This window comes from Verrucomicrobiota bacterium, assembly GCA_021413925.1.
In the GTDB taxonomy this organism is placed as follows: domain Bacteria; phylum Verrucomicrobiota; class Verrucomicrobiia; order Chthoniobacterales; family UBA6821; genus UBA6821.
Genome location: JAIOPL010000026.1, coordinates 1 through 24,055, shown reverse-complemented (window position 1 = coordinate 24,055; position 24,055 = coordinate 1). Strand labels below are relative to the sequence as shown.

At 57.2% G+C, this 24,055-nt stretch carries 19 protein-coding genes and 1 tRNA gene; 10 read left to right on the top strand and 10 right to left on the bottom strand.

The window, feature by feature from the left end:
- Window positions 1-69: 69 nt before the first annotated feature.
- From argA to purF, 4 genes are read right to left on the bottom strand one after another with little or no spacing between them, the layout of a single operon-like run.
- On the bottom strand, window positions 70-1,365 hold the full coding sequence (gene argA, locus K8R57_09940) for an amino-acid N-acetyltransferase (GenBank protein ID MCE9588619.1): 1,296 nt from the start codon (window positions 1,363-1,365) through the stop codon (window positions 70-72).
- Window positions 1,366-1,405: 40 nt separating this feature from the next.
- Window positions 1,406-2,431 carry an alpha/beta hydrolase gene (locus K8R57_09935; GenBank protein ID MCE9588618.1) on the bottom strand — a complete coding sequence of 342 codons (1,026 nt, stop codon included), beginning with the start codon at window positions 2,429-2,431 and terminating at the stop codon, window positions 1,406-1,408.
- Between the two features lie 11 nt (window positions 2,432-2,442).
- The gene (purM, locus tag K8R57_09930) at window positions 2,443-3,582 is read right to left on the bottom strand and encodes a phosphoribosylformylglycinamidine cyclo-ligase (protein ID MCE9588617.1); all 1,140 of its coding nucleotides are present in this window, start codon (window positions 3,580-3,582) and stop codon (window positions 2,443-2,445) included.
- 27 nt (window positions 3,583-3,609) lie between these two features.
- On the bottom strand, window positions 3,610-5,160 hold the full coding sequence (gene purF, locus K8R57_09925) for an amidophosphoribosyltransferase (GenBank protein MCE9588616.1): 1,551 nt from the start codon (window positions 5,158-5,160) through the stop codon (window positions 3,610-3,612).
- Window positions 5,161-5,439: 279 nt separating this feature from the next.
- Here purF and K8R57_09920 point away from each other — a divergent pair, with 279 nt between their 5' ends.
- Window positions 5,440-5,889 (top strand): GNAT family N-acetyltransferase, encoded by a 450-nt coding sequence (locus tag K8R57_09920; GenBank protein MCE9588615.1) that lies wholly within the window; start codon window positions 5,440-5,442, stop codon window positions 5,887-5,889.
- A 46-nt stretch (window positions 5,890-5,935) separates the two neighbouring features.
- A tRNA-Gln gene (locus K8R57_09915) sits at window positions 5,936-6,009 on the top strand.
- Window positions 6,010-6,022: 13 nt separating this feature from the next.
- Here the strand turns inward: K8R57_09915 and K8R57_09910 are convergent.
- On the bottom strand, window positions 6,023-6,691 hold the full coding sequence (locus K8R57_09910; protein MCE9588614.1) for an SAM-dependent methyltransferase: 669 nt from the start codon (window positions 6,689-6,691) through the stop codon (window positions 6,023-6,025).
- An 80-nt stretch (window positions 6,692-6,771) separates the two neighbouring features.
- Between K8R57_09910 and K8R57_09905 the strand changes: the two genes are divergently transcribed.
- The 4 genes from K8R57_09905 to K8R57_09890 all read left to right on the top strand — a co-directional run bounded on the left by K8R57_09905 (window position 6,772) and on the right by K8R57_09890 (window position 9,295).
- Window positions 6,772-7,233 carry a septal ring lytic transglycosylase RlpA family protein gene (locus tag K8R57_09905; protein ID MCE9588613.1) on the top strand — a complete coding sequence of 154 codons (462 nt, stop codon included), beginning with the start codon at window positions 6,772-6,774 and terminating at the stop codon, window positions 7,231-7,233.
- A 68-nt stretch (window positions 7,234-7,301) separates the two neighbouring features.
- A complete protein-coding gene (locus tag K8R57_09900; GenBank protein MCE9588612.1) occupies window positions 7,302-7,979 on the top strand; it encodes a PEP-CTERM sorting domain-containing protein in 678 nt (225 codons plus the stop codon).
- Window positions 7,976-8,704 carry a type II secretion system GspH family protein gene (locus K8R57_09895; protein ID MCE9588611.1) on the top strand — a complete coding sequence of 243 codons (729 nt, stop codon included), beginning with the start codon at window positions 7,976-7,978 and terminating at the stop codon, window positions 8,702-8,704. The genes K8R57_09900 and K8R57_09895 overlap by 4 nt, the downstream gene beginning before the upstream one ends.
- On the top strand, window positions 8,705-9,295 hold the full coding sequence (locus tag K8R57_09890; GenBank protein ID MCE9588610.1) for a hypothetical protein: 591 nt from the start codon (window positions 8,705-8,707) through the stop codon (window positions 9,293-9,295). It abuts the gene before it with no gap.
- 2 nt (window positions 9,296-9,297) lie between these two features.
- Here K8R57_09890 and K8R57_09885 read toward each other — a convergent pair whose 3' ends face one another.
- Window positions 9,298-9,957 carry a hypothetical protein gene (locus K8R57_09885; GenBank protein ID MCE9588609.1) on the bottom strand — a complete coding sequence of 220 codons (660 nt, stop codon included), beginning with the start codon at window positions 9,955-9,957 and terminating at the stop codon, window positions 9,298-9,300.
- Window positions 9,958-10,012: 55 nt separating this feature from the next.
- On the opposite strand from K8R57_09885, the gene metH reads away from it, so the two are divergent.
- The gene (gene metH / locus K8R57_09880; protein MCE9588608.1) at window positions 10,013-13,768 is read left to right on the top strand and encodes a methionine synthase; all 3,756 of its coding nucleotides are present in this window, start codon (window positions 10,013-10,015) and stop codon (window positions 13,766-13,768) included.
- Window positions 13,769-13,990: 222 nt separating this feature from the next.
- On the opposite strand, the gene K8R57_09875 is transcribed toward metH, so the two are convergent.
- Window positions 13,991-15,547 carry a PhoH family protein gene (locus K8R57_09875; GenBank protein ID MCE9588607.1) on the bottom strand — a complete coding sequence of 519 codons (1,557 nt, stop codon included), beginning with the start codon at window positions 15,545-15,547 and terminating at the stop codon, window positions 13,991-13,993.
- A gap of 249 nt (window positions 15,548-15,796) precedes the next feature.
- Window positions 15,797-16,228 carry a hypothetical protein gene (locus K8R57_09870; GenBank protein ID MCE9588606.1) on the bottom strand — a complete coding sequence of 144 codons (432 nt, stop codon included), beginning with the start codon at window positions 16,226-16,228 and terminating at the stop codon, window positions 15,797-15,799.
- Between the two features lie 192 nt (window positions 16,229-16,420).
- On the opposite strand from K8R57_09870, the gene K8R57_09865 reads away from it, so the two are divergent.
- Window positions 16,421-17,746: a diaminopimelate decarboxylase gene (locus tag K8R57_09865; GenBank protein MCE9588605.1), complete on the top strand. Its 1,326-nt coding sequence runs from the start codon at window positions 16,421-16,423 to the stop codon at window positions 17,744-17,746.
- Window positions 17,747-17,754: 8 nt separating this feature from the next.
- Here the strand turns inward: K8R57_09865 and K8R57_09860 are convergent, their stop codons facing one another.
- Entirely contained in the window at window positions 17,755-18,837 is a 1,083-nt protein-coding gene (locus K8R57_09860; GenBank protein MCE9588604.1) for a hypothetical protein, read from the bottom strand.
- A gap of 15 nt (window positions 18,838-18,852) precedes the next feature.
- Entirely contained in the window at window positions 18,853-19,815 is a 963-nt protein-coding gene (locus K8R57_09855; protein MCE9588603.1) for a metallophosphoesterase, read from the bottom strand.
- 428 nt (window positions 19,816-20,243) lie between these two features.
- Between K8R57_09855 and ligA the strand changes: the two genes are divergently transcribed.
- Window positions 20,244-22,295, top strand: a complete 2,052-nt coding sequence (gene ligA, locus K8R57_09850) for an NAD-dependent DNA ligase LigA (GenBank protein MCE9588602.1) — start codon at window positions 20,244-20,246, stop codon at window positions 22,293-22,295.
- Window positions 22,296-22,554: 259 nt separating this feature from the next.
- On the top strand, window positions 22,555-23,778 hold the full coding sequence (locus K8R57_09845; protein ID MCE9588601.1) for an aspartate aminotransferase family protein: 1,224 nt from the start codon (window positions 22,555-22,557) through the stop codon (window positions 23,776-23,778).
- The last annotated feature ends 277 nt before the right edge of the window (window positions 23,779-24,055 follow it).

Below are 24,055 nucleotides of genomic sequence, written 5' to 3'. Positions count from 1 at the left end.
TGCAGGAAGCATTGGCCGATGCAAAAGCTGTAAGATGGGAAGGGATCACCAGGCCGAGGTCCCCGGGAATCAGGCGCCTTTCGGGCGAAGCTGCTTTACCAGGATCTTGGAGTTACGGCCGCTTCCCTCATACCGGAGGCGTCGTTCCTCGGGCAGGATGACGGGATCGGTCTCGGTGTAGCCACCCTTCTGCTGAAGATAATTCATCGCACGGGTCGAGAGGGCATAGATCCGCTTGACTCCCTTTTCTTTGGCTAGGTTTTCTACAAAGGCCATTAATTTCTTCCCGAACCCCTTGTTTTCATGAGCCTTGCTGACATAAAGACAGGCCATTTCCGCAAGGGAGTTCTCCTTGTCCACATGGAGGGCCACGCAGGCGATCGGTGTCCGGTCGATTTCCAGAATCCAGTAATCCTCGATCATCGAGAGGATATCGGCCCGAGTCCTACGAGAGATCTCTTCGTCCTCAACCGACTGCCGGATGAGCGACATGACGGCCCGGACATCTTTTTTGAAGATGCGTCTGATCTGCTGGTACTCATTGGAGTAGATCATCGTTCCAGAGCCCTCGTGACTGAAGATCTCGGTCAGCAAGGCCTCGTTGATCCTGCCGTCGAGCAAGTGTGTCCTCGGGACGCCGCCACGGCAGGCGCGCGCGGCGCATTCGATTTTGGAAATGAGTCCCGAGGGGCCATTAGCAGTCTTTAGTTTCTTGATCAGCTCCTCCGACTCGTCGATGGAAAGCTGTCTTGGTAAGGGATTGGTTCCTCCCACCACTTCGTCCTCTCCAAGAAAGATGATCTTGGCGGCATGGAGTGCTTCTGCCACTTCCAGCGCAATGCCGTCGGAATTCACCCGGTAGGTCCGCCCCTCACCATCAAAGCCGAGGGGAGGGATGACGGGAATGATCCCTTCCTTGAGGAGAAGCTCGAGGGCGTGCTTGTCGATCCTCTCCACTCGTCCGGTAAAGAGCTGATCTGTCCCCCCGAGAATGCCGGCCGGATGAGCGATAATCGCGTTGGCATAGGCAGCCCGCAGGTCGACAGCCGAAAGTCCCTCCATGATCCCATTGGTCAGCCTGATGGCCGCGTCGATGGCAATCTCCAGGGTGGAGTCGTTGGTGATGCCGGTGCCATCACTGTTGGTAACGGCGATGCCGCGCTTTCTTGCAAGCTCCTCGATCTGGTGGCTTGCCCCGTGGACAAGGACCACCCGAACGCTGAGAGAGCGTAGCACGGCAAGGTCGAGAAGGATGTTCGGGAAGTTGTCCGAAGCCACCACGGCCCCGTCGACCGCAATCACGAAAATTCTCTCCCGGAAGCGGGGTACATACTGAAGGATTTCTCTGAGATCGGAAACGTTCACTTAATTAGGAATGGTGAGGTTTCGCCTCCCGATGGTGCAATCAATTTATGTTGCCGCCCGCGGTTTCTGACTGAGTCGGTGTTTCCAGTTCCCTCTCAAGTGCGACCGCCACGCTCTCGGGTTCGGAAAGCGGGGCCAGGGCGCCGAGAGCGGTCACCTCGACGATGGAAAACCGCGTCACAAGTGGGCGCAGGTCATTAATTGCCGCGGAGGAATCCTTGTCCGACCTGTTGGCCAGGAGTACGGATACAGGCGAGGCTAGGTTGCGAAGTCCCGTGCGCATGCTGCGCCAATAGGCTTTTGACGATTGGGCCAGGAAGGCATGTTCCGCGCCGTACTGTTGGGCGGTCGAGGTGATGACGCTGACCGACTCCTCGAATCCGGGACCCTCCGCGACGAATCCCGAGCGTAGCAACCAGGCCCTCAGGAAGGAATCGGTGGAGAGTTGGTAGCGGTAGACAAGACGCGCCATTCTAGGGAACCAGCTGAGACGGTGCCATCCCCGCGAGGGATTGGCCTTCCCCAGTGCCACATCCGGCATCCAGAGAACAAGTTTCACGGTTTTCTCCGGATGACGCGCTGCAAAAAGCAGGGCGATGTTCGCGCTTAATCCCGAGGCGATAATCACGGACGCCTGACCTGGGACGGTGGCATCCAGAAATTCTGCGATCGAGCGGACCTGCTCCTCCGCCGTCGGCGAAGGTGAGGGGCGCTGCGATTCTCCGAACCCGATCATATCGGGCACGAGCACCCTCCACTTCTCGGCAAAGCGGGGGTAGATCTTCGACCACTCGAAGGAAGAGGCGCCGGGGAAGACGCCGTGGAGAAAGAGGAGAGGCTGTCCTGGAAACTGGCTATCGGCGGTATGGTAGACGATCTCACCGGCCGAGGTGTCGGCCACGCGGGTTGCGAAGACCGCCGGCGAGATGGCATCCGGTATGATACTGCGCAGGGTATTGCGCCAGCCGTATCGCACTGCCAGTGCGACGGCGCCGAGGAGGCCTGCTCCCAATCCCACGCCTAGAGCCTTCCGACGACTTGGCTGGTTTTGGGATTCCTCGTTCATACCGGGACTTCTTATTTCCCGGGTTCGGGGACGAAGCGGACGATACCGCTTCCCTTGGTGACCTGGCCGATGATTTTTCCCCCGAGTTTCTTCGCAATGGAGGAGCCCTCTTTGCCGGGAACCACAAGCACCATGCCAATACCCATGTTGAAGACTTGATACATCTCGAGCGGATCGACGTTTCCACCACGCCCGATGATTCCGAAAATCGCCGGCACTTTCCAGGAATGGGGATCGATCACCGCGTCGCACCCCTTGGGAAGGATGCGAGGGAGGTTGTCGATCAGTCCGCCGCCGGTGATGTGTGCCGCGGCATGGAGCGGTTTGCCCTTCATCTTGTGAATCTTCTCGAAGGCCGGCAGGTAGCTGCGGTGAACCTTGAGAAGCTCGGCGCCGACGGTCGTACCAAGTCCGGCTGGGCGGTCGCTGAGTTTGAGCCCGAGAAGATCCAAGAGAACCTTCCGGGCCAGCGAGTATCCGTTGGTGTGAAGGCCGTTGGAGGAGAGTCCGATGAGGGCATCTCCCACCTTCACCCGACTCCCGTCGAGCAGGTCCTTCCGGTCAACAATACCGGTGATGGAGCCTGCCAGATCATATTCCCCCTCGCTGTAAAGCCCGGGCATCTGTGCTGTCTCCCCACCGATTAGGGCGCAGCCCGCTTCCTTGCAGGCACGGGAGAGGCCAGTGATAATTTCTTTGAGCACACGGGGGTCGAGCTTGGCGGCCGCAATGTAATCGAGGAAGAAAAGGGGACGGGCGCCCGTCACGGCGATGTCGTTGACGCAGTGGTTCACAAGATCGGCCCCGATCGTGTCGTGCTTGTCCGTGGCAAAGGCGATTTTGAGTTTCGTGCCGACACCATCGACGCTTGCGACCAGGACGGGATCCTTGATCCCGCGTTTCTTGAAATCGGGACGGAAGAGGCCGCCGAAGCCGCCGATGCCTCCCAGTACCTCGGCCCCGTGCGTGGGGCGAACGAGGTCCCCGATGCCGGACTTGAGCCGGTTGCCGAGCGCCACATCAACTCCCGCGCGCGCATAGGAACTCTTGGCGGGTTTCGAGGATTTCGTTTTTGCGGCAGTTCCGGCGGGCTTCTTCTTGGAGGTTTCTTGGGCTTTGGGAGCTTTGGAGGCTTTTTTCTTGGTGGTCATGACAAGGGTGTTGAGTGGTTCTGCAAATCAGGATCGGGCGGTGATGAGTGTGGGCTGGGCGCTTTGGTCAGCAAGAAGTTGGGCGCTATCCTTGCGTCGTTCCATGATCAGCTTGTCGAAGGCCGCGTCGAAGGGCACGGGGTATTCCCCGGTGAAGCAGGCCATGCAGAAAGAGTTTTTCTCTAGGCCGGTTGCCCGGACCATGCCGTCGACGTCCAGGTAGCCGATACTGTCTGCGCCCAGATAATCGCAGATCTCCTGATGGGTGTGCTGGTTGGCGATGAGCTTCTCAGGATCGGGGAAGTCGATGCCGTAGTAGCAGGCGTGTCGGTGAGGGGGGCAACTAATGCGGAGGTGAACCTCCTTGGCTCCAGCCTCACGGAGATTTACCACGCGGGCCTTAGCCGTGGTGCCGCGGACGACCGAATCATCGACGACGACGACACGCTTCCCCTTCACCGCATCGCCGATGAGGTTGAGTTTCACGCGGACGTTGAAATCCCTGATGAGTTGGTTTGGTTGGATGAAGGTGCGGCCGATGTAGTGATTGCGGACGAAGGCAGGGTCGTAGGGAATTCCAAGCTCCTCGGCGAAACCGAGCGCCGCATAAATTCCCGAATCCGGTACCGGAATGACGACATCGGCCTCGACGGGGTGGAGGCGTGCCAGTTCCCTACCCATGTTCACACGGGCCTTGCTCACAGTCACTCCGCGCAGGCGGCTGTCAGGGCGGGCGAAATAGACATACTCGAAGATGCAGAAGGCTTCCCGGGCCGGAACGAAGGGAAACTCCGAGCGCAGACCCTGATCATTGATAACCACAACCTCTCCCGGTTCGAGATCGCGGATGAATGTGGCGCCGATCAGGTCGAAGGCACAGGTCTCCGAGGAGAGCACCCAGGCATCACCGAGCTTTCCGAGCGAAAGGGGGCGCAGGCCGTTGGGATCCCGGACGCCAATAATCTCATTCTCCCCCATGACGACAATGGAAAATGCCCCTTCGAGACGACGCAGTGACCCAATCGGTCCTCCCATCGTGTGATCCGGCTGGGCAAGGAGATGGAGGACGATCTCGCTATCGACCGTCGTCTGGAAAATGGAGCCGCGGTTTTCAAGCTCATCCCGGAGAGCCGCCGCATTGACGAGGTTTCCGTTATGGGCCACAGCGATCTGCCCCCGCGCCGTGTCGACACCCAGGGGCTGAGAGTTCAGGAGAGTGCTCGATCCGGTTGTAGAATAACGGACATGGCCGATGGCCCGCGTGCCCTTGAGCGATTCAAGGTTCTCCGGATCGAAGACCTGGGAGACAAGGCCCATTCCTTTATGGAGGCAGAATACTTTTCCGTCGCCGTTACTCGAGGCGATGCCAGCGCTTTCCTGACCGCGATGTTGAAGGGCAAAGAGTCCGTAGTAGGTTAGCAGTGGGGCGTCCTTATGACCGAAGACGGCGAAGACGCCGCATTCATGTTTGGGACGATGGGACTCGGACAAGGGAGGCGTGGTTTGGAAGTTCAACAGGATGGTTCGGTCAGGTGGAGGACTGGAAGCAACAAACTTTTCATCTTTTGCCTTTATCATCAAACATGATTTGGAAAATGAATCGGAGGAAACTCTGCGATTGCGATAAATCCGTTGACCTGAGGAGATTTTTGCCGTTCGCTCTCGCCCTCTCCGATGGCTTTCCGTATGTCCGCGACTTCCTCTCTTCCCAGCCTCCCCATGGTTTTTTCAGCTGATGCGGCTGTTGCAGGGGGTCCGATGATTCGGCGTCATGACTCCTTCTGGAGATGCTTCTCTTGGTCACTGGAATCCGTTTTATCCATTGAGCCCTCTTCTCAGAATAGTGATTTGATCCGCTTGGCAAGACGGGAGGAGGGGGAGGATGTCCTGCAGACAGTTCTTCTTTCACTGTCGATGGATTCCTCTTGGAACGATTCCTATGCCATGGCGGAGCATTATTTGACCTCCATGGTCGGTAGGCTTTTCAACGAGACTGAACCTCTCTGCCTCGTCATTCAGAAAGGGAACAGGCTCATCGCCGCCTCACTTCTGGATCCTGATCCCGAAGCGGTGCATCAGCTTGTCAGCGGTCCCATGGTGACCACGGAGTACCGAAACAGGGGTATCGGCTCCCGTCTTCTGCATGCATCCCTTGCGGCGCTTCAGGAACGTGGCCTGACAAGAGCGAGCGGGATTACCCGTGACAGGACCGTGGCGGCCCGCCATGTCTATACGAAGTTCGGATCGGTCTCGGAATCCTTCAGCTTTCCGAGCCTCTTAGATGGTCGCCGTGAAGCAAAGGCTTGAAACCCTGCTCCCGGTCAGGCACTCTCTCCAACTCAGTTTTTACCACTGCCTTGTGGTGTAACGGTAGCACAGCAGTTTCTGGATCTGCTTGTCATGGTTCGAATCCATGCGAGGCAGCCACTTTTCAAGTGGCTTATTTTTTTCTGACCGGCTTCGAGTAGCTGAGTACCTTCGCGGGAGGAAGGTTTCGATGAACGGTTCTGCTTTTGTGATGACTATCGAAATGATCGAGGGCAACTTTACGGAAACGCTGACTTCCCGTCGTGTACCAGCAGATCGGATACGTGAAAGTCCTGAAGATTCCATCATCATGAAGCGCCTCTCGCGTCGCCGTCAGGATCATTTCTTGAACCGAGTGGGGCATACTGGCGAAAGGCAACCCGGAGAGAATCAACCGCGCTTTCCCTAGACCTTTTCCCTCAAGAAGAGCCTCTACTTCCGCTGCAGAGCCATGATGGAAATGGCGGCCTGGAAAACGTCGGGTCAAATGACCATGGAAATGTGTGTCAAGCTCGATGCCCAGATATTCGGCCCCCTCGGGTAGACGTTCCAGGAGCAGTTCCGTGAAGGCACCTGTTCCGGGGCCATACTCGACCACGATATCTCCTGGTTCAAACTCGATTCCGTGCAACATCGCCTCTGCGAGGTCGCGGGAACTCGGGAAGACCGCACCGATATTGCTCGGGGCGGAAGCAAATCTGGTGATGAAGGAAATCGCTTCGGCCAGGTTTTCGGTCACCTTCTTCGACTCTTTGCGAGACTGCGCACTGGAAGGGTGCCCTTTTTTGGAATGATTGCTCATGCTTTGGCGATTGGAATGGATGCATAGTATCATGCGCATCCGTGCTTGCACGCCTTTCCATGGCAGTGCTTCATACCCCGATGCGCTTCCCACCTGCGCCGGCCCGGCTTTTATTACTCCCGGTATTGTTACTCGCGACGGGTTGTTCTTCCTTGGTTTCATCTTCCTCTCGCGTAGTGGCTCTGTACGACCCTGTGCCTCGTTCCATCGAGACCGGCAAGGCCTCCTATTACGGGGGACGATGGATCGGAAGGCTGACAGCCAATGGGGAGCACTACCATTCCGGAGATTGCACGGCCGCTCATAAGCATCTGCCGTTCAACACAATGGTTCGTGTTACCAACCTCAGAAATAGGAAGAGTGTCATCGTCCGGATCAATAACCGCGGCCCCTATGCCAAGGGGCGCATCCTCGACCTCAGTGTCGTGGCAGCTAGAAAACTCGATATGATCAGTGACGGGATCATTCCCGTAAGGGCCGAGGTCCTAAAACCGATCGAAGTGATCCGGAAGCCGAATCGGGTTCTGGATCAGGGGAGATAGGGGGTTTCTTCTAAAAAAGATGAAAAGGTGTTGACTTGGGCTAAAACATACCATCAAATACAGATGTGTTGATTAAAAGAATTTCAAAGCGCTTTCTTTGTTCTTCAGCCCTTGCTTTCCTCGTTTCCATCAGCTCTCTAAAGGCAGCGGTTCTGACTGGGCGGGAGCCTTTGCTGTTGGATCTGGGTAATGGACCCGATGTTTCCTTTCTGGTGATTGATGACTCGGGGCTTTCGTCATCTCCTCTGAAATTTGCATACCACTACTCCTATGATAGCAACAACCCACTCACGGGCTTGGATTTATTGCGCTCCATCACAAGTGATGCTTTGTCGGGATTAAGTGTCGGTGTCGGTACTACCTATTTTGGGGGTAGGAGAACATACTTACTCGATTCCTTCAGTTTTCATGGGAGTACGGTTCAGGGCACGCCATTCAGTGCAGACAATGATTCCGGAATTTACTGGTCCTACTATGTTGCAGGGGTTGCAGAGGATGGGTTTACTCCTCTTAAAGCTGGCATTTGGAGTTATGCACAGACAGGATTAGATGCCCGCCTAATAGCACCCGGCTCCTGGGATGGGTGGACGATTAGTTCTTACATCGACGGGGGCTTAACAACGTTGGATTCGGTGCCGTCCGTTTCTCTGGTGCCCGAGCCTTCGACTACTTTTCTGGTCATTGTTGCTGGATTGTTTTTTGTGTGGGCATTTCGACGGAAGTCTTCAACCAAAGAGCAGAATTGAATGCCACGCGCCATCGCGCTTTTACGCTGACGGAACTGCTGGTTGGATTAACCGTCATCCTTTTCCTTGCCGCCCTGTTGATCCCTGCAGCGCAAAGCGTTTTTGCCTCCTCGACAGGGGCAACGAGCGCTCATTGCATCTCTCAGCTCAATGCCGCCGCTCAGTCCTACTTGGCAGAGAACAACATGACCTTCTGGCCTTACAGGGTCAGCACTAACGGCGGCACCCAGTGGTGGTTCGGTTTTGAGTCAACGGCTAGCATGAGTGCGCCGGAAGGGAAGCGTTGGCTCGATCTCAATCAAGGCCCGCTTGGCCCTTACATTGCTGCCTCCGGGGGAATGTCCAAAGACCCTTCGTTTGCGCGCGCAGGGAACACTTACAAGCCGAAATACGGCTCCACTCATTTTGCCTACGGCTACAATCTTCTTCTTCAGAGAAAGAACCAATTGGCACTCGTGCGCTCCGGGAAGACCCCTGTTTTCGCCACCTGTGCCCAGGTGAACACTTTCCAAGCACCCGCCTCGGCAAGAAAGCCCATGGTGGAGGAATTCTACTATTTCAACACCACCGAAAGAACCGTCCACTTCCGCGTGGGGGGGCAGGCGATGGTGGGGTATGCCGACGGATCGGCGGGATATCTTCCGATGATGGCCGGAACGCTTGATTCCCGGATGCCTGGTGCCAATATTGGCAGGCTAGACCCCTCTCTTATCACGCCTCAGTAAATGAAAATTCCTCACACTGCTCCATTTTCGATGCTTCTCACGTTGATCCTTCTGCTTACAGGGATCTTCTTCCGGCTGATCCGGGTTGATTTGGCTCCTGAGAGCTTACCGAATTTTGCGCCCCTCATGGCTGCGGCCCTTTGCGGAGCGGTTTTCATCCCGGGTTGGCTGGGATTAGTGGTGCCTATTGTGGCCCTTTTGGTTTCAGATGCCCTGCTCAATGTCCACTATGGAGTGCCCGTGGTCTCCTCCCAGCTTCTCTGGACCTTGCCGGGCTACCTGATCGCCGTCGGGCTTGGCTGGATGATCCGTGAACGCCGCGGTGGTCTTCTGGCGATCCTAGGAGGAACCTTGGTTGCTTCCGTCCTTTTTTATCTGATCACCAATACGGGGAGCTGGCTCGGGCTTGTTGCCTATCCCCGGAACTTCGCGGGCTGGATCCAGTCGCTGACCATCGGTCTACCCGGCTATCCTCCCACCTGGGTCTTCTTCCGCAATAGCCTCGTGAGCGATCTCCTCTTTGCTGCCTTCTTTGTCGCTATGGAGCGTGTGATGATCCGCTCGGAATTTAGCCGAAGCATTCCGGCCTGATGTCATCGCCGCGCAAGCCAGCGGAGCGCGGGTCCGATTCTCCGCTGCCAGGAAGTGATCTCCTGGGATCCGCCTGGATGACGATGGATTTGGAAGTCCACCCCGTCCTTCCAGCCCCTGCCGCGCAGGATGGCTCCGAGATCCCGATGGTAAGGCTCATAGCACTCATCCAGACCGATTGTGCCATAGTCGAAATAGATTCGGCGGCCGGCGGGGAGGGACTTCCTTTCCTCCAGATGGAGCAGCATCGGAGAGTGGGGCGGAGGAGCACCCTCCACGCCCTCGAACGAGGTCGAGAGACAGCACGCGGCACTGAAAATTTCTGGATGACCAAGCAGGGTTCGGAAAGCAGTCACCGCGGCATGACCCGTTCCTCCGATCCAACGTGCCGTGGGAGAGTCGAGCAATCGGAAGCAATCAGAGAGAGTATTGATGATCGGGAGAGTGTCGCCCAGGGTTTCCGACGCAGGCATCTCAGCCACGATCATCTCCGGCAACACCCCTTCCACATGAAGTTCGGCAATCGCTTCCTGGGCCTTCAACCCCGGGGTCAGCATCAGCAGAATGGGAAATTTCCGGCCAGGCGTTTGGCTGTAGGAAGCAGGCAGGAAAACAGAGATTTCTTTTCCTGCTACCGTGATTGTTTCGGTGGATTCCAGCATCCCTAATCCGTACCATTCCCCTACTCCTTCTCCAACCTGTAAAGCCACCCACTTGATGACCTCCACGCTGCCCAACCACGAATCGGATGCCCTTCTGAGAGAGCTTTTCACCCGCCGTATCGCACTGCTAGACGGCGCGATGGGAACGATGATCCAGCGCCACCCGCTGACCGAGGAGGACTTCCGGGGAGAACGCTTCAAGGATCACGGGCATGACCTGAAGGGAAACAACGATATCCTCTCCATCACACGTCCCGACGTGATCAAGGGGATCCACCGAGGCTACTTCGATGCTGGAAGCGATATTGTCGAGACGAACACATTCAGTACCACGACGGTCTCCCAGGCCGACTACGGGCTGGAAGATGCCGTCAGGGAGATCAATCTTGCCGGGGCCAAGGTGGCTCGCGAAGCCGCCGATGAGTTCATGGCCGCAAATCCAGGACGGCGTGTCTTTGTGGCAGGAGCTGTGGGGCCGACCAACCGTACGGCCTCCATGTCGCCAGATGTGAACAATCCCGGCTACCGAGCCGTCAACTTCGATGGGCTGGTGATTTCCTACGCCGAGCAGATCGAGGCATTGCTCACTGGCGGAGTTGATCTCCTCTTGCTTGAGACCGTCTTCGACACCCTGAATCTGAAGGCCGCGATCTTTGCCTGCGAGGAGGTCTTTGAAAAACGCGGTATGCGCTGGCCGATCATTCTCTCGGTCACCATCACCGACGCCTCGGGCCGAACGCTCTCCGGTCAGACCGTAGAGGCTTTCTGGAATTCCGTCCGCCATTCCAAGCCCTTGGCGGTGGGCATCAACTGCGCCCTTGGTGCCTCCGAGATGCGTCCCTACATCGAGGAGCTTTCCCACATCGCCGATTGTTTCATCAGTTGTTATCCGAATGCAGGCCTTCCCAACGCCTTCGGCGGCTACGACCAGTCGGCCTCAGAGATGGCGGCGCTCGTTGCCGACTTCGCCTCGGAGGGCTGGATCAATGTGGTGGGGGGTTGCTGCGGTTCCACGCCGGAGCATATCGCGGCGATTGCTGAGGCCGTGCGCCTCCATCCCCCTCGCAAACCCTCGATTCCTCCTGCCGCCACGCGCCTGAGCGGACTGGAGGCTCTCACGATCGCCAAAGGAAGCTCCTTCATGATGGTGGGTGAGCGGACGAACGTCACCGGCTCGCCCCGGTTCTCGAAGCTGATCATTGCCGGTGATTACGAGACGGCCCTCTCCGTGGCCCGTCAGCAGGTGGAGAGTGGTGCCAATATCCTCGATGTGAACGTCGATGAGGGAATGCTCGATAGCGAGGCGGTGATGGTGACCTTCCTGAACCTGCTTGCCGCGGATCCGGAGATCAGTCGCGTGCCGATCATGATCGACAGCTCGAAGTGGTCGGTCCTCGAGAAAGGAGTGAAGTGTCTCCAGGGCAAATGCGTCCTCAATTCGATCAGTCTAAAAGACGGAGAAGAGACCTTCCTGAAGCGCGCCCGTCTGGCCCAGCGCTACGGTGCTGCCGTGATCGTCATGGCCTTCGACGAAGAGGGACAGGCCGCCACCAAGGATGAGAAGGTCCGCATCTGCACCCGTGCCTACCGTCTACTCGTGGACAAGATCGGCTTTGATCCCGAAGACATCATCTTCGATCCCAATATCCTGACGGTCGCCACCGGCATCGAGGAGCACAACAACTACGCCGTCGACTTCATCGAGGCTGTCCGGGAGATCAAGGCGACACTTCCGGGCGCCAAATGCAGCGGCGGCCTGAGCAACATCTCCTTCTCCTTCCGGGGCAATAACCCCGTGCGCGAGGCGATGCACTCGGCCTTCCTCTACCATGCGATTCAGGCCGGTCTCGACATGGCCATCGTGAATGCAGGCATGCTCGAGGTCTACGAGGAGATCAAGCCTGAGCTGCTCACGATGGTGGAGGATGTGCTTCTGAATCGTCGGCCCGATGCCACGGAGCGTCTGGTGGATTATGCGGAGGGGCTGAAAGCCGTGGGTGGAGATCCCAAGGAACAGAAAGCCGAGCAGGCTTGGCGTTCCGGCACTGTCGAGGAGCGCCTCCAGCACGCCCTGATCAAGGGGATCGTCGACTACATCGACGGCGACACCGAGGAGGCACGCACCAAGTTGGGGCGTCCCCTGCTGGTCATTGAGGGCCCTCTCATGGACGGGATGCGCGTCGTCGGTGATCTCTTCGGAGCCGGCAAGATGTTCCTGCCCCAGGTTGTGAAGAGTGCCCGCGTGATGAAGAAGGCTGTCGCCTATTTGACCCCCTACATGGAGGCCGAGAAAGCGGCCGCTTCCGATACCAGCGCCGCGGCAAAGATTCTCATGGCTACCGTCAAAGGTGATGTCCACGACATCGGCAAGAACATCGTGGGCGTCGTTCTTGCCTGCAACGGCTACGAAGTTGTCGATCTCGGTGTCATGGTTTCCTGTGACAAGATCCTCGCTGCGGCCAAGGAGCATAAGGTCGACATCATCGGACTGAGTGGCCTTATCACCCCCTCCCTCGACGAGATGGTCCATGTCGCCCGGGAGATGAAGCGTGCCAATTTCGATCTCCCGCTGCTGATCGGGGGAGCCACCACGAGCCCGGCCCACACCGCGGTAAAAATCGCAGGGGAATACCAGCACCCTGTTGTCCATGTGCTCGATGCCTCCCGCGTGGTCGGAGTCGCGGCGGAGCTTCTCTCTGAGGATCGCAAGGAGGCCTATCATCTCCAGGTTGAGGCGAATCACAAGCGACTCCGCGAGGAGCATGCCGGCAAGCGGGCCAAGGGAGAGCTTCTGCCCCTCGAGGTCGCCCGTGAAAACGTGACCCCGATCGATTGGAGTACGGCGGATCTTGCCGTGCCTGAAAAGACGGGCGTGCTGACCTTTGACGAGATCCCGCTGGCCGAGTTGGTGGAGTACTTCGACTGGTCACCCTTCTTTGCCGCATGGGAGATGCGCGGCCGTTATCCCGGCCTGCTTTCGGATCCCGAGATCGGCGAGCAGGCCACGGAGCTTCATCAGGATGCTCTGAAGGTCCTGGAGACTATCGTGAAGGAGAAGCGCTTCCGCGTGCGCGGAGTCTGCGGCTTCTGGCCAGCAAACAGAGTGGGTGATGATGTCGAGCTCTACGCCGACACGCAGCGCTCCTCAGTGATCGGGAAGTTTCACATGCTCCGCCAGCAGAACAAGAAGCCAGCCGGCCAACCGAACTACTCTCTGGCCGACTTCATTGCTCCACGTGATTCCGGTCGGATCGACACCATGGGAGGCTTTGCCGTCACGGCGGGTCCCGAGGTCGGGGAGTATGCCGATTCCTTTCAGAATAATCATGACGACTACACCTCCCTGCTGGTGAAGGCGATCGGAGACCGCTTCGCTGAGGCCGCTGCAGAGTGGCTGCACAAGCAGGCACGCGATCTCTGGGGGTTTGGCCGCACCGAGAACCTCACCAAGGAAGAATTCATCCGGGAAAAGTATCGCGGCATCCGTCCTGCCGCTGGTTACCCTGCTGGTCCCGACCACACCGAGAAGTGGGAACTCTTCCGCCTTCTCGATGCAACCAAGCACACCGGGATCACCCTCACCGAGAGCCTTGCGATGAATCCCGCCAGTTCGGTTTCCGGCCTCTACTTCGCGGCTCCCGAGTCCCGCTACTTTGCAGTCGGCAAGCTCGGTCGCGACCAGATTGAGGATTATGCCAAACGCAAGGGAATGCCCGTAGCCGAAGTGGAGAAGTGGCTAGGCCCCTACCTGCAATATGATCCAGATGCGGAGCTTGTCGGAGTTTGTATGCCCGGTGTTTTAAATTCCTAAAGCAGAACTAACAAAATCTCGCGCAGAGAGGCAGAGGCGCAGAGTTTTTAGGTTGATGGTAACTTTTAAATACTTAAATGACTTCTCTGATTTTGGGTGACCATCTGGATAATTTTCGAATTAACCCTTTGTCTTTTTATCTCTGCGTCTCTGCGCCTCTGCGGGAGATCTTTCAGTCTTTTCCTAATAGCCTACAGCCTAAACCGCTAACAGCCTCTCTTCCTACATCAAGGTCGCGCCCATCTCGGCCAGCGGTGACCTCTCTCCCTTGGTGAGGGAGATGTGGGCGGTGAGTTTATGGCCGCGCAGTTTGTTGCGGGTGTGGACGAGTCCGTTGGAGCGGCGATCGACATAGGGGTTATCGATCTGGGCAGGGTCTCCGACCATGACGAGTTTGGATCCCTTTGACATGCGGGTGACGACGGTCTTGGCCTCGAGAGGTGTGAGTTGCTGGGCCTCGTCCAGGACGAAGAAGCGGTTCGGGATGGAGCGACCGCGGATGTAGCAGAGGGCCTCGATCTCCAGGAGTCCCCGCTGGATGAGCTGCTCGTAGGGCTTGAGGGGGGTCGTCTGTCCTCCCCCAGTATTCTCCGGCTGCTGGACGGACTGTTTCTTCTGCTTCTTCCGCTCGGAGGCATGGGGCGTGCCAGGCCCTTCATTCCGCTGAGGATGGATGGGAAGGAGCACCTCGAAGGCGTCGTAGATCGACTGGAGCCAGGGGTGGAGTTTTTCGTTCAGGGTGCCGGGCAGGAAGCCGAGGGTGTCGCCCATGGCAACAACGGGGCGGCTGACTGTCATGCCATTGTAGTCGCGCTGACCGGTGAGGTAGAGACCTGCGGCAACGGCCATGAGGGTCTTGCCGGTTCCGGCCTGGCCATAGCAGGTGATGAGTGAGATGGAGGGATCGAGCAGGGCGTCGAGGAAGCAGAGCTGCCCGAGATTCGCAGGACGCAGCTCGATACCGCGCGGCATCTGAAGGCTCTGAGGAACCTTGAGCCGCTGGAAGTGGCCATTGCCAACATGGCGGGCAGGCATGAGCTTCTGTTCGGAGGCCTCGAGGAGAACATATTCGTTGATCTCGAGTTGACCGGTGCGGCTCTCTTCCAGATCGATGCTCTGGGCACTGCCGAAGCGCTGGAGTTCATGGGCCTCGACCTGGATTTTCCGGAGCTCGCCCTCCTCGGCGTCCTCAGCGGAGACCTTGTCATTGAGGTAATCCTGGCAGGTGATCCCGAGGGCCATCGCCTTGAGCTGCATGTTCAGGTCCTTAGTGATGAGGACGGCAGGGGTCTTCTCCTGTTCCTGGAGGGCTAGGCAGGCTGCCATGATCTTGTGATCGACCTGGCTCTTGTCCGGGAATATCTCGATGAACCGCCGGATCGCGGCGGAAGGATGATCGGTGTTCAACGCGTCATTGATGAAGATGCGGACGGTGCCACCCCCGGCGGTCGGGACGCCGCTGATCACTTTGTTGGTCTGATGATCAAAGGTCTGTGTCAGGAAGCGATGCACGGTCCGGGCATTGGCTCCGCGCTCGGTCTGCTCGTTCTTGAACTTGTCCATCTCACCGAGGACCTCGACCGGAATGAAGATATGGTTGTTCTCAAACCGGTTCAGGCAATATGGGTCATGGAGTAGGACATTCGTATCGAGGACGAAGTTCTTCACCAGGCTCGCATCTTTTTTGAGTTTCTTTTTACCGGCGGCCTTACTGGGTGGAACTACTGGAAGGAGGATGCTCTGTTCTTCGGAGGCTTCCAGCGGGGCGGTTCGGTGCATGGTGGGTGTTTAATGATGGAGTTAGTTTATTGACGGAAAGTGGACGTAAAAAAGGGATGACGAAACCATGGGGCGACGAAGCTGCCTCTGTGCGATCTCCAACCGGAGATGCTTAAACCACACCGAATCAATCTGGTGGCGGGAGTTGCTCAACTCGTTCTCTGTATTTCAGTACGGGTAACGTAATACAACCTTAAAATTGTGGCGGTTTAGTCATTTTTAAGATTCGGGCCACTACCGGTGGTGTGATCACTGCATTATCGAGACGATCCATCCGACTGTCGCACCATAGAGCATGTGGGCCACAAGCTGAGCCAGACCGGTGCCCAAGCCCTTCTCATGGTACCCGGCAATCGGGTGATGTTCCATGATCACGACGCAGACAAGTAACATGATGATCACTCCGTGCAGGCTGCCCAGCAGCAGGCCTGTCATCGCATTAAACGGGAGGCGTGAGAGGTTCAGAAACCCCGCATAGAGAAAAGCGAAGAGAAGGCCCATCGCGCCATGAAGTATTAGTCCCAGACGAAAGATCCTCTCCCGGCGACCCGTCATCAGAGACCCAACCGCTCGAACCACATCAATCTTTCCCCAGTCCATCCAGCGTGGAAGCAGTAAGAATACAGTCATCACTGCTGTGCCGGCGATACCGCCTATCAGAAGGGAAAATATGGTTTCCATGACTAACTTTACGACTCTGCCGGTCAGGAAGAACGGCTTAAGGCGTAAGGGATTTGCGTATCTTCACTCACGTCATGTGTTACCTATGTCTTGAACCACGTGTGTCACCTATGTCCTGACCCGTGTCCCGTTCCCTGTGCCCGACTACCTTTCACCTTTCACTTTTCACTTTTCACCTTTTACAATCTCGCGATGCATTCTTTCCGATATGTCGATGGCTCGCTCAAGTGCGAGGGGGTTGATCTGGAGACTTTAGCCGCCGAGGTGGGCACGCCCGCCTATGTCTATTCCTCCGAGACGATCCGAGGCAACTACCGCCGACTTGATGCGGCGCTGGCTCCGCTGGGAGACCGGATGATCTGCTACGCGATGAAGGCAAACGGGAATCTCTCCGTGCTGAACCTGCTTGCCAAGGAAGGGGCTGGATTTGACATCGTCTCGGGTGGTGAGCTCTTCAAGGTTCTGAAGGCTGGAGGTCGTGCGGATCGCTGCACTTTTGCGGGTGTCGGCAAGACGGCTGCTGAGATCGACTACGCTCTGCGTCAGGGGATCTACAGCTTCAATGTCGAGTCAGAGGAGGAGTTGGAAATGATCAATGAGGTTGCGGGCCGGGCAGGTCTGGTGGCTCCGATCGCGATCCGTGTGAATCCCGATGTCGACGCACCGACGCACAAGTATATCTCGACAGGCAAGAGCAAGAACAAGTTCGGCATCGGCCTCGACCGTGCGGCTGCCGTCTATGAGCGAGCAGCCTCACTTCCGAATCTGAAGATACGCGGTCTCCAGACCCACATCGGCTCGCAGATCCTCAAGGCCCCTCCCTTCGCCGAGGCGGTCCGCAAGCTCACTCCGCTGGTCCTGGAGTTGAAGGCAAAGTACGGCCTTGAGTTTTTTAGCGTCGGTGGAGGCGTCGGCATTGTCTATCGCGGAGCTCTCTCCAGCGGTGACGCCGCCTGGTGGAAGGGAAGTGAAGAGGGGGGTGATAACAACAACTCGGAAAAGGAAGGAGAGCGTCTAGCCCCCGAGACCTATGCAGCCGAGGTGATCGAGCCGCTGAAGGCGCTCGGTCTCCGGATCCTCTTCGAGCCGGGCCGCTTCATTGTCGGCAATGCCGGAGTCCTGCTCTCGACCGTGCTCTACAGGAAGTCCACTCCGACTAAAAACTTCGTGATCGTGGACGCTGGTATGAATGACCTCATCCGTCCTGCCCTTTACGAGGGATACCATGAGATCGAGCCGCTAAAGCAATGCTCCTCAAGCGCGTTGGAAAAAGTCGACGTGGTAGGGCCCGTCTGCGAGAGCGGAGATTTCTTCGCTCAGGATCGAGAGGTTCCGGTGCTGGCACCAGGCGACCGCATTGCCCTGATGAGCTCCGGCGCCTACGGTTTTGTCATGGCCTCGACCTACAATGCCCGTCCCTTGCTGCCCGAAGTGCTGGTGGAGGGGGAGAAGGCGACGGTCGTGCGCACACGTCAGACTTGGGACGATCTGATCGTGGGTGAGCGGCTTCCTGCTTAATCAGCGGATCAGTGTGCTGGGGCTGGGGCAATGGGGATTCCCGGTGCTGTGGAATTCGTAGGCGTCGGCGTGGTGGCTAAGTTCGTAGCGGTCGGGACACCTGTAACCGGCGTCGGCAGATTGGTCAGTAGTCCCCGCGCCGTTGTGATCCAGTCCTTCATCGAGGGATTCTGAGGATAGTTACTAACGAGCACCATGACTTCACCAAGGGCTCGGTTGGGCTGGCCAATAGCTGCGGTGTCCTTGGCCTTGCTGAAAAGGAGGTATGGGAGGCGGATCTGGTTGAATGCATCGGCCTGCTGCTTGGAATTGCTCTCGGTGGCTGCTGCCGTTTCCATGGCTATTTGCATATCCCATGTCTGGAAGATTCGCGCATCGTTCTTGGCTCTGAGGGGGCCACGGATATTCTTCTCAAGGATGGACTGGTAATTTCCCGCAGAGGGTTCGAAATCTTTGTTCAGAAGAAGGTCGGAAATTTGCAGCCACTGAACCACGCTCGATTTGTCCACCGGTTGGTTGATTAGAGCAAGCGCCTCAGGGTAGGGTTTGTCGGTCGAAGTGGTTTTGATAGGTGTTTTCTGGTTCTGTATTTGGGAAGATGATGAAGACGCACCTGCCGACCGCAGGGACTTCTGCGATGCCAAGGCCTCCAGGTAGGCGAGGCATTCCGGAATCTGGGTAAAGGCATCATGCTTCTCATCGCGCTGAAGGGCCATGGAGAGATAACGCATCTGGAGTTGGGCGGCATTCTGGAAGGAGAGGCTGTGGAGCAGTTCCTGGTTTTTGCGGCTCCAGTCCACATAGTCCTGATGGCTCTCTAGGTATTTTGTGTTCTCAAGCGACCTGAGGTACAAATCTACGGCGACAGACCCGGAATTGGCCGCTGCCTGAATTTGGGAGATCGCGGCCCTACGGCGGTTGTTTTCATTCGCCTTGGCCTCTTGGTCGACCTTGTCCAACTCCTTGAGAATCGCAGTGGCGTTTTGTGGAACAGGTAAATCCTGAGATATTGTAACCGTCACCCAGAGGAGGGACACGATGGTCGCAAGAAAGAAAGCGGAGCGAGGGGTCTTGTTGGGGGGTAAGTTCACGAGTTGAATTCAAAATCAGCCCTGTCCGCCGGTCAATGGTGAAGAGCGCAGGGTGTGGATCGTGATTTCGGGAGGGCAGTGGAAGCGTGCGGCAACGCCTGCTGAACCTGTCCCCCGCGAGGTGTACCCGATCATCTTCCCCTCCCTCCAGGAACCCGAAAGATGTTCCCTGCGGCAACCGGGTGCATTCCGGTATATGGGAATGCCTCCCGGAGCGCAGATCTGACCTCCGTGAGTGTGGCCGCTTAACTGAAGATCATAGCCTAACGAGGCTGCCTCCCGGTAGGTCTCCGGCGAGTGCGAGAGCAGGATACTGATTTCGTTGACTGGCACTCCTGAACGCGCTTTCGCCAAATCATTGGTCAGGAAGAAGTGGGGGTCATCGATTCCGCAGATCCAGAGGCGTGAGCCATCACGCTCAATGGCGGCGGATTCGTTCAGCAGGAAGGGAAGTCCTGCCGCCTCGAGAGGTTCTACTTTTTCCAAAAAGTCATGATTTCCAAGAACGGCGAAGCGGAGCGGATGGAGATGGGGGATCAGGCTGATCATGGCATTCACCGAGTGCTCGAACGTTTCCGAGACCTTGTTGTGGTAATCACCCGTCAGGACCACGGCGTCGTGAGGGACGGTGAGCATCACTTCACGGATCCGTGTCATCATGTTTGCATCGAGATCACAGTGCAGATCGGCCAACTGCAAGAGGCGGAACCCTTCGAAGGCAACGGGCAGTGACGGCAGGATCACCTCATGCTGTTCGATCCTGAGATCCATGATATTTCGGAACCCCCTTTCCTTCATCCCGCAAAGCGAAATAATTCCGCCGATGCAGGCATTTACGGAGAAAAAGCGCTCCATGGCAAAGAGACCAAGCCCTTGGGCGACTTTTCGCTGCTTGAGCTTTTCCTGGAGCCGAAGCCGCCTGTCCGTCTTTTCCTTACCCAATCGATCGTGAATCGAGGGGGGGATAGAAGTCGTCATCAGATAAGGACTATACCACAACTTTTCCGAGTCTCCCAAAGAAGAGATTCACAGGGATCCGTAACGGATGCTCAGCAACGGCCACTGCAAATGGGGAATCGAAAAATTGAATTAGAAAACAGCGAAAAAGTTTGGGTGGGACTCCAAAAGCTGGCTTTCGAGAGAATGGGCATCCCTTCCATCCCCTTCATCTCTGTGAGTCAGAAAAAGAAGAAAAAAGAGCAGCCCGGCCGGAGTTTTCCGAGTTCCCCCCCGAGACCTCGAAAGTTTTTACGACCGGGCTGCAACCACAAACCAACTTCAGTAAAGCACTCCCTGTGCCAACTCTCGGGAGTGCTCATTTACTCCATCAACCAGCAATCATTGTTCAAAGATCGCCAGCAATCCCTTTCTGCAGTTAAAAAAGTGATCAGCTGCATTCTCAGGAAATGACCACCGACGATCTTTTTGAACCACAAGCCGCTTCTGCTTCGCCAGAGCTTAGGATTCTGGAACTGCGTGCTCAGATCTCTCACCACGACAGTCTCTATTACGAAAAGGCTAAGCCAGAGATCTCCGACCGCGAGTATGACGCGCTTTACCGCGAACTGGTCGATTTGGAGAGGGCCCATCCAGAACTGATCACGCCCGATTCCCCGACCCAGAAGGTGGGGGGACGACCCCAGGGTGCCTTTGCCCAAGTGAGGCACCTTGTTCGGATGCAGAGTCTCGACAACACCTACTCGGCTAAAGAGATCACCGAGTTTGTGGAGCGTTTGCAGCGCTTGCTTCCCGGGGAAGAGATCCCGATGACTATCGAGCCGAAGGTTGATGGGGTCGCCATCGCACTCCTCTACGAGAAGGGTCACCTGGTCCGCGCAGCTACCAGAGGCGACGGCACGGCAGGAGATGAGGTGACTCGCAATATCCGAACGATTGGGGTGATCCCGGCAAAGCTGCATGGAAAGATGGTGCCCGATTTGCTGGAGGTCCGTGGCGAGGTCTACCTGCCAAAGGAGACCTTCGCCCGGATCAATGCCGAGAGGGACGAGCAGGGGCTTCCCACATTTGCCAATCCGCGCAACGCCGCCGCAGGGACCCTCAAACAGCTCGATCCGAACATTGTCGCCGAGCGAAAACTCTCCGCTGTCTTCTACGGTTTTGGAGCATTCGAGCCCGCCGCCGGTGACGTCCTGCCGGAGAGCATGGAGAAGTTCTTCGGCCTGCTGAAGGGGTGGGGACTTCCCGTGAATCCGAGACATTGGACGGCCCGCGATGCCGGGGAGGTCATGGCTGCAATCCGGGAACTTGGTGAGATCCGTAGGGGATTTGCCTTTGAGACGGACGGTGCCGTCATCAAAGCCGACTTGATCTCGCAGCACGCCCGCCTCGGTTCAACCAGCAAGGCCCCCCGCTGGGCGATCGCCTACAAGTACGAGCCGGAGCAGGCCAGGACACGCCTTCTCGACATCACCATCCAGGTAGGGCGTAGCGGCGTCCTCACGCCTGTTGCCGAACTCGAGCCTATCTTTGTCGCGGGTAGCACTGTGGCGAGGGCCACGCTTCACAATGAGGAGGAGATCGCGCGCAAGGATCTCCGGATCGGCGACCGTGTGATGGTCGAGAAAGCGGGCGATGTTATTCCGGCTGTTGTCGGCGTCCTGACCGCCGAGCGTGACGGCTCCGAGAGGCCCTTCCGAATGCCGACGCACTGTCCTGTCTGCGCGGCCCCCGTCAGCCGGACTGCTGGGGAAGTGGCCGTGCGCTGCGCCAACCCAAGCTGCTCCGCGCAGGTCCGTCGCCGGATTGAATATTTTGCCAGCCGATCCGCCATGGATATCGAGGGACTCGGCGAGGCAATGGTCACACAGTTATGTGATGTCGGACTGGTTGCCGATGTGGCCGATCTTTATACGCTCACGACTGAGCAACTTTTAGCACTCGAGAGGATGGGGGAGAAGAGTGTCTCCAAACTGCTTGCCGCCATCTCAGGGAGCCGAGATCAATCCCTCTGGCGTCTCCTGGCAGGACTCGGCATTCCTCATGTCGGGGTGACCGTGGCCCGAACACTGGCAGCCTCATTCGGTACAATTGACAGGTTGGAGAAGGCCTCTGTTGAGGAGCTTTGCGCGGTCGAGGAAATCGGCGAGATTATGGCCACGGCTATTCATGGATGGTTCCGCAATCCTGCCGTCCTGTCGCTCTTGGAAAAATTGCGTGCAGCAGGACTGAATTTCGGGGAGCGGGATACCAAAGGCACCGCCCCTGCTGCCGATGGCCCGTTCAAGGGAACGACCTGGGTGCTCACCGGAACGCTATCCATTCCCCGGGAAGAAGCTGCGGATCTGATCCGGGCGAACGGAGGTAAGGTCTCCGGCTCCGTCAGCGCCAAGACAACCTACCTTCTGGCGGGTGAGGAGGCGGGTAGTAAAATCGAAAAGGCTCAGAAGCTCGGCGTGAAAATCCTCACTGAGGAGGAATTCCAGAAGCTGATTGTTTAATATGGAACTCACAGGGATCCGTAACGGCTGCGAAGCAACGGCCGGGCAAGCCAAGGGGATTAAGGTGATGACTGACTCGACGACGACTTAGCCCCATCCCTTTTATCCCCTTCATCCCTGTGAAAAACCTTTGCGTTTGACTCTCTCACTCCCGTTCGTCTCGCCCCTATCTGGGCTGCCTTCGACAGTCTATCCCAGTCGTTCCCACGGCTCGGCATTCTGAGTTCCATATTCATTCACTTTCTTTCAACATTTCCCGATGCCTACCTCAACCACCTCCGAGCTCTACCGGGATTATGTGATGCCCACCTACGGCCGGTTTGACCTTGCCTTGAGTCGGGGCGAAGGGACACGCGTTTGGGACGAAGCGGGTAAAGCCTATCTCGACTTCGGGGCCGGGATTGCGGTCTGCTCGCTCGGTCATGCACACCCCAAACTGGCGAAGGTTCTGGCCGATCAGGCAGCCACGCTGATCCATACTTCGAATCTCTACCTGACCCGTCCGCAGGGTGAGCTCGCGAAGTTGATCGTCGATCTTGTGGGTCTCGGCGGTAAGGTCTTTTTCTGCAACAGCGGAGCCGAGGCAAATGAGGGTCTCTATAAGCTGGCCCGGAAATTCGGCGCGCCGACAGGTCGCTACGAGATCATCACCTTTACGAATTCCTTCCACGGAAGGACACTCGGCGGCATCAGCGCCACCGGTCAGGAGAAGGTGAAGATGGATTTTGCGCCGCTTGTGGAGGGATTTGTCCATGTCCCCTTCAATGATCTGGCTGCAACAGAGGCCGCGATCAACTCAAGGACTGTCGCTATCCTGCTGGAACCCGTTCAGGGCGAGGGTGGCATCAATCCGGCAACGTCGGAATTCCTAAAAGGAGTGCGTGAGCTCTGCGACAAGCATGACCTACTTCTCATGTTTGACGAGGTGCAGTGCGGCTTCGGGAGGACCGGTGACTGGTGTGCCTGGAGGACAATCGTCCCCTCCGGAGTCGAACCCGATGCGGTCAGCTGGGCCAAGGGGATCGCCAGCGGTGTGCCGCTAGGGTCCTTCTGGGCAGGAAGCCGTTCAACAAAATCCGCTCCTCTCTGCGATCTGCTCGGTCCGGGAACTCATGGCACAACCTACGGAGGCAATCCTCTTGTGGCAGCGGCTGGTCTCGCTGTGCTCTCGACGATCCAAGAAGAGGGTTTATTGGAGAACGCTCGGAAGCTTGGCGATCACCTTATCAGGGAGCTGGATGCGATGAATCTGCCCACGATCCGACTTGTCAGGGGTATCGGGCTCATGATTGGCATCGAGCTGAATGATCTCGCAGGGGAGGGTCTTCCTTCGATCATCGCAACCAAGGCTCTGATGGCCGCAGGTCTACTGGTGATTCCCTCCGGTGAGCGGACGATCCGGCTTCTGCCGCCGCTTAATATTACAAAGGCGGAAGCTGATGAGGCCCTGGCGATCTTGAAGAAGGTCCTGGGGGTGTCTTAGACCTCCCTGAGAAGAGGGAAAGATTTCGCGCAGAGGCGCAGGGGCGCTGAGAGGAGAATGCAATTACTGGTCTCAGCAAATTTGTACCGAAAGCAGTGCAGTCGGAGTTGTCTTCACTCAACTTCAATTTTTCTCCGCGCCTCTGCGCCTTGTAGGTCTCGGAATATGGAGATTCAAGGAGTTATTCGCAAATGCCCGGAAGGGCAAGGTAGCGGCAGCCCGAGTCGCACAGCTCGGGCGCTGGCGCTAAGCCAGAGCTACCGGTTTGGGAAGAACT